The 8,662-nt window shown below is 63.4% G+C and carries 8 protein-coding genes; 5 read left to right on the forward strand and 3 right to left on the reverse strand.

The genetic code is table 11. The features are described from left to right. Window positions 1-263: 263 nt before the first annotated feature. Genes mutL through ACVOMB_RS20205 form a run of 3 tightly spaced genes read left to right on the forward strand, consistent with a single transcriptional unit; the run spans window position 264 to window position 3,999 of the window. On the forward strand, window positions 264-2,126 hold the full coding sequence (gene mutL / locus ACVOMB_RS20195) for a DNA mismatch repair endonuclease MutL (RefSeq protein WP_481532819.1): 1,863 nt from the start codon (window positions 264-266) through the stop codon (window positions 2,124-2,126). Then, window positions 2,126-3,067, forward strand: coding sequence for a DUF1684 domain-containing protein (locus ACVOMB_RS20200; protein ID WP_481532820.1), 942 nt, complete (start codon window positions 2,126-2,128; stop codon window positions 3,065-3,067). Before mutL ends, ACVOMB_RS20200 begins: the two co-directional genes overlap by 1 nt. Beyond that, entirely contained in the window at window positions 3,064-3,999 is a 936-nt protein-coding gene (locus tag ACVOMB_RS20205; RefSeq protein WP_481532821.1) for a TraB/GumN family protein, read from the forward strand. Before ACVOMB_RS20200 ends, ACVOMB_RS20205 begins: the two co-directional genes overlap by 4 nt. A gap of 156 nt (window positions 4,000-4,155) precedes the next feature. Here ACVOMB_RS20205 and phaR read toward each other — a convergent pair whose 3' ends face one another. The 3 genes from phaR to gluQRS all read right to left on the reverse strand — a co-directional run bounded on the left by phaR (window position 4,156) and on the right by gluQRS (window position 6,513). Then, window positions 4,156-4,683 (reverse strand): polyhydroxyalkanoate synthesis repressor PhaR, encoded by a 528-nt coding sequence (phaR, locus tag ACVOMB_RS20210; protein ID WP_481532822.1) that lies wholly within the window; start codon window positions 4,681-4,683, stop codon window positions 4,156-4,158. 146 nt (window positions 4,684-4,829) lie between these two features. Further along, window positions 4,830-5,570, reverse strand: coding sequence for an acetoacetyl-CoA reductase (phbB, locus tag ACVOMB_RS20215; RefSeq protein WP_481532823.1), 741 nt, complete (start codon window positions 5,568-5,570; stop codon window positions 4,830-4,832). A 55-nt stretch (window positions 5,571-5,625) separates the two neighbouring features. Beyond that, complete coding sequence (gluQRS, locus tag ACVOMB_RS20220) at window positions 5,626-6,513, reverse strand: tRNA glutamyl-Q(34) synthetase GluQRS (RefSeq protein WP_481532824.1); 888 nt, start codon at window positions 6,511-6,513, stop codon at window positions 5,626-5,628. A 92-nt stretch (window positions 6,514-6,605) separates the two neighbouring features. On the opposite strand from gluQRS, the gene htpX reads away from it, so the two are divergent. Both htpX and ACVOMB_RS20230 read left to right on the forward strand, forming a co-directional pair. Then, window positions 6,606-7,472 carry a protease HtpX gene (htpX, locus tag ACVOMB_RS20225; protein WP_481532825.1) on the forward strand — a complete coding sequence of 289 codons (867 nt, stop codon included), beginning with the start codon at window positions 6,606-6,608 and terminating at the stop codon, window positions 7,470-7,472. Window positions 7,473-7,732: 260 nt separating this feature from the next. After that, window positions 7,733-8,548, forward strand: a complete 816-nt coding sequence (locus tag ACVOMB_RS20230; RefSeq protein WP_481532826.1) for a hypothetical protein — start codon at window positions 7,733-7,735, stop codon at window positions 8,546-8,548. The last annotated feature ends 114 nt before the right edge of the window (window positions 8,549-8,662 follow it).

An 8,662-nucleotide genomic window follows, 5' to 3' on the forward strand; every position in this document is an offset into this window, starting at 1 on the left:
CCCCCCCGCCCCGGGTGGGGGGGGTTTTTTTTTTTTTTTGGGCGCGGGCGCCCCCCCCCCCCCCGCCCCGCCCCCCCCCGCACGCTTGGGCGCCGCCCCACCCCCCGCTCCCACAAAAGAAAGTCCCCCGGGCGTCATCGGCTGTTCTCGGTGTTCGGCCCATGCTCGGCTATCATCGTCGGCATGCATGAAGTCAGCCTGATCCCCCTCCAATCCTCGCTCCCGTGCCCTGCCAAGGCCCCGCAATCCTCTGGCGGTGCGGCATGAACGCGATCCGTCCGCTGCCGGAAATCCTGATCAACCAGATCGCCGCAGGCGAAGTGGTTGAACGCCCCGCTTCGGTGGTCAAGGAGCTGGTCGAGAATGCGCTCGATGCCGGCGCCACGCGTGTGGATATCGATCTGGAAGAAGGCGGCGTGCGCCTGATCCGCATCCGCGACAACGGCGGCGGCATTGCTGCGGACCAGCTGCCGCTGGCGGTATCGCGCCATGCGACCAGCAAGATCGCCAGCCTGGATGATCTGGAATCGGTGGCCACGCTGGGTTTCCGTGGCGAAGCGCTGCCATCGATTGCTTCGGTCAGCCGCTTCACCCTGGCCTCGCGCCGTGCCGATGACGAGCACGGCTCGGCGCTGCAGATCGAAGGCGGCAAGCTCGGCGATGTCACCCCACGTGCGCACGCGCCGGGTACCACCGTGGAAGTTCGCGAGCTGTTCTACAACGTGCCGGCACGGCGCAAGTTCCTGCGCGCCGAGCGCACCGAACTTGGCCATATCGAAGAATGGCTGCGCTCGCTGGCGCTGGCGCGTCCGGACGTGGAGCTGCGCGTTTCGCACAACGGAAAACCCTCGCGCCGCTACAAGCCAGGTGATCTGTACTCGGATGCACGTCTGGGCGAAACCCTGGGCGAGGACTTCGCACGCCAGGCGCTGCGTGTGGATCACAGTGCGGCCGGTCTGCGCCTGCACGGTTGGATTGCGCAGCCGCAGTATTCGCGGGCCAGTTCCGATCAGCAGTACCTCTACGTCAACGGTCGCTCGGTGCGCGATCGCAGCGTCAGCCATGCGGTGAAGATGGCCTACGGCGATGTGCTGTACCACGGCCGCCAGCCAGCCTATGTTTTGTTCCTGGAGCTGGACCCGACCCGGGTCGACGTCAACGTACATCCGGCCAAGCACGAAGTACGCTTCCGCGATTCGCGCCTGATCCACGATTTTGTCTATCGCACACTCAAGGACGCGCTGGCTGAAACCCGCGCCGGCATGGAGCCGTCTGCAGGGCAGGCGCATCCGGCCGATCCACGGGCGCAAGCGGCACCAAGCTACGCTGGCGCAGGCGGCTATCTGCTGTCGCGTCCAGGTGGCAGTGTGGGCGGCGGCGGCAATGGCAATTGGCAGGCGCGGCAATCGCCGCTGGGCCTGCAGGTGGCCGATGCGCCATCGGCCTACGCTGCCCTGTATTCGCCGGTTGAGGGCGGCGCTGAGGTCTTGCGTCAGGCCGATAGCGGTCCGTCATTGCCGCCGACGTCCAATGATGCCGGCGTGCCGCCGCTGGGCTATGCGATCGCGCAGCTGCACGGCATTTACATCCTGGCCGAAAACGCCGAAGGCCTGATCGTGGTGGACATGCATGCTGCCCACGAACGCATCGGCTACGAACGCCTGAAGAATGCGCATGACGGCATCGGCCTGCATGCGCAGCCGCTGCTGGTGCCGATGACCCTGGCGGTGGGTGAACGTGATGCAGATACTGCCGAGCGCGAGGCAGCCACCTTGGCTGCGTTGGGTTTCGAGGTCACTCGTTCCGGTCCGGGCTCGCTGCACGTGCGCAGCATTCCGGCGCTGTTGGCCAACGCCGAGCCGGAGGGCTTGCTGCGTGATGTGCTCGGCGATCTGCGCGAACACGGCCAGAGTCGTCGCATCGCCACCGCGCGAGATGAGTTGCTGTCGACGATGGCCTGCCACGGTGCGGTGCGTGCCAACCGGCGTCTGACCATTCCTGAAATGAATGCCTTGCTGCGCGATATGGAAATCACCGAGCGCTCCGGGCAATGCAACCACGGCCGCCCGACCTGGGCGCGCTTTTCCTTGGCTGAAATTGATCGCTGGTTCCTGCGGGGGCGTTGATGAAACACGTATTGGGGAGCGTGGCTTTGGTCGCCGCGATGCTGCTCGGTGGCTGCGGCGATGATGCGAAGAACGCAACGCCGACGGCGAAGGTCGATCCGGCGTTTGCGCATGACAATGAGCTATGGCGCGAGCAGCGGCTGACCGAATTACTGGCCCCGGATGGCTGGACCAGTCTGGTCGGCCTGCATTGGTTGGATCTGAAAGCGCACTACATCGGCAGCGGCAGTACCAGCGGCATACGCTTGGCAGTAGGGCCGCCGCGTATGGGTCTGGTCACCCGCGTAGGCAAGGCGTGGTTCTTTGCGCCGGAGCCCGGTGTCTCGGTCAAGGTCGATGGGCAGGTGGTGAAGGGGCGTATTCCGCTGCATAGCGACCACGCTGAAACGCCGACGCTGATCCATTTCGACGATGACAAAGGCACCTTGAGCCTGATCGAGCGGGGCGAGCGCTTTGGCTTGCGGGTGAAGCATGCCGACGCACCGGCACGGGCCCATTTCACCCACCTGGACTACTGGCCGGCGGATCCAAGCTGGCGCATCACCGCGCGGTTCGTACCGCATGACGTCAATAAAACCATTCCGATTGTTGATATCACCGGGCTGACCACGGAGCTGGCCAATGCCGGTGCGATCGAGTTCGAGCGTAATGGACGCACTTGGCGATTGGAGGCATTGGGTGATGTTGGCCGTCCGTTGCAGGTGATCGTCGCTGATCGCACCAGTGGCCGTGGCAGTTACGCGGCCGGGCGTTACATCGATGTGGACGTGCCGGATGCGAAAAGCCAGGTGGTGATCGATTTCAATCGCGCCTATAACCCGCCGTGTGCGTTCACTCCCTTTGCTACCTGTCCCTTGCCGCCGCCGGAGAACCGTCTGGACATGGAGATTGCCGCGGGTGAGAAGGCCTATGCCAAACCCAAGCAGGAGCCGTCGGCATGAGTTGGTTCAAACGCGTAGGAATGTTGTTGGCAGCCAGCCTGCTGGTCGCGAGCCCATTGCTGGCAAGTGCCGCAGCGCCCAAGCCTGCAGCGAAGCAGCCGCCGGTACCGCTGCTGTGGAAGGTCAGTGGCGCACAGGGCAGTGAACTGTATCTGCTGGGCTCGTTCCATCTGCTCAAGGCGGATGACTATCCGTTGTCCAGCGATGTGGATCGCGCATTCACCGGTGCGCAGCGTTTGTTGTTCGAGCTGTCACCGGAGGAGATGAACTCGCCGCAGCTGGCCACGCAGATGATGCAGGCGGCGATGCGTCGTGATGGCCGCCAGCTCAAGGATGATCTTGATACGGCCACCTGGCAGCGGCTTGAACGATGGGGTGCGGCCAACAACATGCCGGTCGATCGGCTGGCCGGGCTCAAGCCTTGGTTTGTCGGCCTGACCATCAGCATTGCGCAGATGACCCAGCAGGGCTTGGACCCGAAATCGGGACTGGACCGGCACTTGATGGATCGTGCCGCACGGGCCAACAAGCCGGCATCCGGCCTTGAAAGCGCTGCCTCGCAGATCACCATGCTCGACAGCATGAGCATCGACGAGCAGCGTCAGTTGCTGCGCGAGGCGCTGGAACAGGTGGACAAAGGCGACGAGCAGAGCCGCCAGCTGCACGATGCCTGGCGCCGTGGCGATGACGTGATGTTGTGGCGGGACATGGCCGCGCAGATGAAGCGCGAGTACCCGGGGTTGTATCAGCGGATCAATGTGGATCGCAACAATGCCTGGTTGCCCAGCTTGCAGCAGTGGCTGCAACCCGGGCGCGGCAATACCTTGGTGGTTGTTGGCGCACTGCATCTGCTGGGCAGCGATGGCGTGGTCGAGAAGCTGCGCGCGCAGGGCTACAAGGTCGAACGAATCTGCAGCGCCTGCAAGCGCTGAGCCTTTTGGCTTTGTAACTTTTTTGGGAGCGGCGTGAGCCGCGAAGCTCCCGCAGCTTCAGGCTTCAGTGGCTTCGCCGCGTAACCCCCCGCGAAAAAAAAAAAAAAGGCTCCACAAAAAAAAAAGCCCCCCCCGGGGGGCGCCCATTAGTTTGCCTCAGCGGCTGCTGCGGGTCTTGCCACCGGTCGTGCTGGTCGGCGGCGGATCGGTTGGCTTACTGGTGCCCGTCGGCGGACGCGGGCCGCCAAAGCCGGTACCCATGTTGCGCTGGAATTCCTGCCACAGCTCCAGATTGCGCTCGGTGAGCTGGTTCATCATCGCCCACGGCGTCTGCCCGAGCAGGTTGCCCATCTGCTGGCGGAACTGCTGCTGCTGGTCCAGGAACACCTGCATGCTGCGCTCCAGGTAGTTGCCCATGAAGCCCTGCAAGGAGTCACCGTAGAAACGGATCAACTGGCTCAACAGCTGGGTGGACAGCATCGGCTCGCCGTCCTGCTCCTTGTCCGCGATGATCTGCAGCAGCACCGAACGGGTCAGGTCGTCGCCACTTTTGGCGTCGCGGACCTCGAAGTCCTCGCCGTCGAGGATCAGCTGACGGACGTCTTCGATGGTGATGTAGCTGGAAATCTCGGTGTCATAGAGCCGGCGATTCGGATACTTCTTGATGATGCGGGTCGCAGCCATTAAGCAGTCACTCGTCACGGTAGGTGCGCAGCATGGCGCAGTGCAGCAGGGCTTGCAACCGCCATAAGTACAGGTTGCAAGCGTCGGAGAAGGCTGGGTTTGTTGCGCAACATGAATCGCCATGTTGTGCAACATGGCGCAGGCTGTCACCAGCCCATGTGGTGGCCGCCGTTGATGTCCAGATTGGAGCCGGTGATCCAGCTGGCTTCCTCGGCAACCAGGAAGGCGACCGCGTAAGCGATCTCCTCCGGCTTGCCCAGGCGCCCGGTGGGGATGTCGGCAATGATCTTTGCCCGCACCTCCTCGGGTACTGCCATCACCATGTCGGTGGCCACATAGCCCGGTGAAATGGTGTTGACGGTAATGCCGAAGCCGGCGTTCTCGCGCGCCAGGGAGATGGTGAAGCCATGCATGCCGGCCTTGGCGGCGGCGTAGTTGGCCTGGCCGTACTGGCCCTTGAGGCCATTGATCGAGCTGATCTGGATCACCCGGCCCCAGCCGCGCTTGCGCATGCCTTCGATCACCGGGCGGGTCACGTTGAACACCGAGTTGAGGTTAGTATTGATCACCTCATGCCACTGTTCCGGGCTCATCCGATGGAAGGTGGTGTCGCGGGTGATGCCGGCGTTGTTGACCAGGATCTCCACTGGCCCCAATCCGGCCTCGGTGGCCTGGATCAGGGCGCGGCCGCTGTCCGGATTTGACACGTCGCCTTCGAACAGTGCGATGTCATAGCCCTTGCTGCGCATGGTTTGCTGCCACTGCTGCGCCTTTTCGGCGTTGCGGAAGTTGGTGGCGACGCGGTGCCCTTGATCGGCGAGGCGTTGGCAGATGGCGGTACCAATGCCGCCGGTACCACCGGTGACCAGTGCGACGCGCGATGTCATGGGCTCAACTCCAGGGCAGATTGCAGGGGAGCCCATGATTCTAATGAAACTGTGCTCAGCCCGGGGGCTGTAACGGGGCTCGAAGCGAGGTTTTTTGCAGCCGGGCTGGCTCGAAGGCGGCTGCAGCATGCTGCAGCGCCTCACCAACGCTGACGGCAGCATCCAATGCGGTTGGCTGCTGGCCCAAGGCCGCCCATAGCCAGCGCAGCACCAGTACTGGCTGGGCGCTGTCCACGGGGATGGCGGCCTGCGACTTGGACAGCTTCTGGCCAGTGCTGTCCAACAACAACGGCAGATGCAGGTAGTGCGGGGTGGGTAGGGCCAGCGCCTGCTGCAGCAGAATCTGTCGCGCGGTGGAGTCGATCAGGTCGGCGCCGCGCACCACGTGGGTGATGCCTTGTTCGGCATCGTCCACCACCACCGCCAGTTGGTAGGCCCAGTAGCCATCGGCGCGCAGCAGCACCACGTCGCCGACCTCCCGGTCCACGTCCTGGTCCTGCTGGCCTTGCAGGGCGTCGTTGAAAGTGACGCGACTGCCGTCGGCCACGCGCAGGCGGATGGCCGGTTGCGGACGCTGCTGGCTGGCGACGCAGCGGCGGTGGATGCCGTGCTGGTTGGCCAGGTCGGCGCGGCTGCAGTGGCAGGCGAAGGCCTTGCCCTGGTCCAGCAGCTGGCTGATGGCCGCTTGGTAGAGGGCATTGCGCTGGCTCTGGTATTGCACCGGCAAGTCCGATGTCAGTCCAAACGCGCTGAGCGTGGCCAGCTGTGAATCGACCGCGCCGGGTACTTCGCGAGGGGGGTCCACATCCTCAACGCGTACCAGCCATTGGCCGCCGGCATGGCGGGCCAGCAACCAGCTGCCGAAGGCGGCCAGCATGGAGCCCAGGTGCAAGGGGCCGGTCGGGGAGGGCGCAAAACGGCCGCGGTAAGGGGTAGGAGACATCTAAGCTGAATCGTCGGTCAGATTAGTGCTTGAATTCAAGCTGTCTGCGCCGCAAATTGGCTGTATCTCCAATCCTTATGGATCTGTTTCCCATGTTTACCCGTATCGGGCTGTTTCTTCTGACCAACGTTGCTGTGCTGATCCTGGCCAGCGTCGTCATGTCCATCCTGGGCGTGAACTCCTCACAGATGAGCGGCTTGCTGGTCATGGCGGCCATCTTTGGCTTCGGTGGCTCGATCATCTCGCTGCTGCTGTCCAAGTTCATGGCCAAGCGCGGCACCGGCGCCGTCGTCATCACCGAGCCGCGCAACCAGACCGAGCGCTGGTTGCTGGATACCGTGGCCCGCCAGGCCAAGGCGGCCGGCATCGGCATGCCGGAAGTGGCGGTGTACGACGCACCTGAGATCAACGCCTTTGCTACCGGCGCCAACCGCAACAATGCGTTGGTGGCGGTATCCACCGGTCTGCTGCACAACATGAGCGAGGACGAGGCCGAGGCAGTGCTGGGCCATGAAATCGCCCACGTTGCCAATGGCGACATGATCACCATGGCGCTGCTGCAGGGTGTGTTGAATACCTTCGTGATCGTGCTGGCGCGTGTGGTCGGCGGCATCATCGACAGTGCGCTGTCGGGCAATCGCGAAGGCGGCGGCCGCGGTTTTGCGTACTACATCATCGTGTTTGTGCTGGAAATGGTATTCGGCCTGTTCGCGACGATGATCGCGATGTGGTTCTCGCGTCGTCGTGAGTTCCGTGCTGATCATGGCGGTGCCTCCCTGGCCGGCCGTCAGAAGATGATTGCCGCACTGGAGCGCTTGAAGCTCAATCATGGCCAGAGCACCTTGCCGACCCAGATCGCAGCATTCGGTATTGCCGGTTCCACTGCCAAGAAGCTGTTCCTGAGCCATCCGCCGTTGGAAGAGCGTATTGCTGCCCTGCGTTCCTCGACGGTGGCTTGAGGCCGGTTTCCTGAAGGCCGGTGCGTGCTGATGGCATCGCATCGGCGAAGAGTCAGCTACATCCGCAACTGATTACAGACAAAGCCCCGCAAGGGGCTTTGTCTGTTTTGGCCTTGATGCTGCAACTGTACTTTTGTTGCTGACTGCGTATGGCGGTAACAGTTTTGCGATTTGCCGTCTGTAGAAACCAGACGCCTGCCTTCTCCGCCTGGCGGTTTGTGTCTACCCTCTGGGCATTGCCGAAGAGCGGGGAGCGCATAGTGCAGGATGCTCAATATTGGGTGATGGAATTCTGGAATGGGCTGAGCGTGCTGGACCTGGTTGGCGGCGCGCTACTGGGAGCGATCGCCGGGCTCGCATTGGGCGTGGCAGTGTGGATTGCGCTGGCGCGCCGCGGCGGTCTGGCGCGGCGACGGCGCTGGCACCACTGGCTGATTGCCAGCTATGTCGTGGTGCTGCCGCTCTTGTTTGCCTTCATCGGGCTGCAGTTGGGCTTGGTCGCAGGCGGGCAGCGTGCGCTGTACAAGCAGATCGATCACTTCCAGCCGCATCTGCAGGCCGCGACCGAGCATTGGCTGGTTGATTTTGAGCGTTCGTTGGACACGCCGATGCTGGAGGCGATGCTGCGCGAAGATGTTTCCGTGCACGATGCTGCGCGCATTGCGGTGGAGTCCTACCTGGGCAAGCATCGCTTGGCGGATATCAGCATGCTCAACGGTGAGAGCTTGCCTCAGCGTTGGGGGCGCAAGGCCATCGAGCACCTGCGCAGCGAGGTGATGCTGCAGTGGGTGGAGGACAGCCTGGTCGAGGAGGTCGGGGGGCGCAGTGGGCTGGATGAATCCGTGTTCCGCGAGGTGCTGGGCATGCGCATGAGTGAGTTGCTGCATACCAAGGGCGTGATCCGCCTGTTGAAGACGCAGATCGGCTCGATGATGCTGGGCATCTATCTTGGCTTGCTGCTGCCGCTGTTGATCGTGATGGCGCTGGTACTGCTGGAGATCTGGTTGGCTGCGCGTTATGGCTGGGGCCGGCAGCCAGTTGCCGGGGCTGTGGTTCCCGCGGTGGCTGCTGGCTGAGCGGGCCTGGCGTTTGTGGGAGCGGCGGCACCCCCGAAGCAGGGGGGATTTGATAGCCCGCCGCGGGTGGGGAAAGATTTATTTGTTTGTTAGCCGCGGCCGCCCCGCCGAAAA

The organism is Stenotrophomonas sp. STEN018 (genome assembly GCF_056760235.1).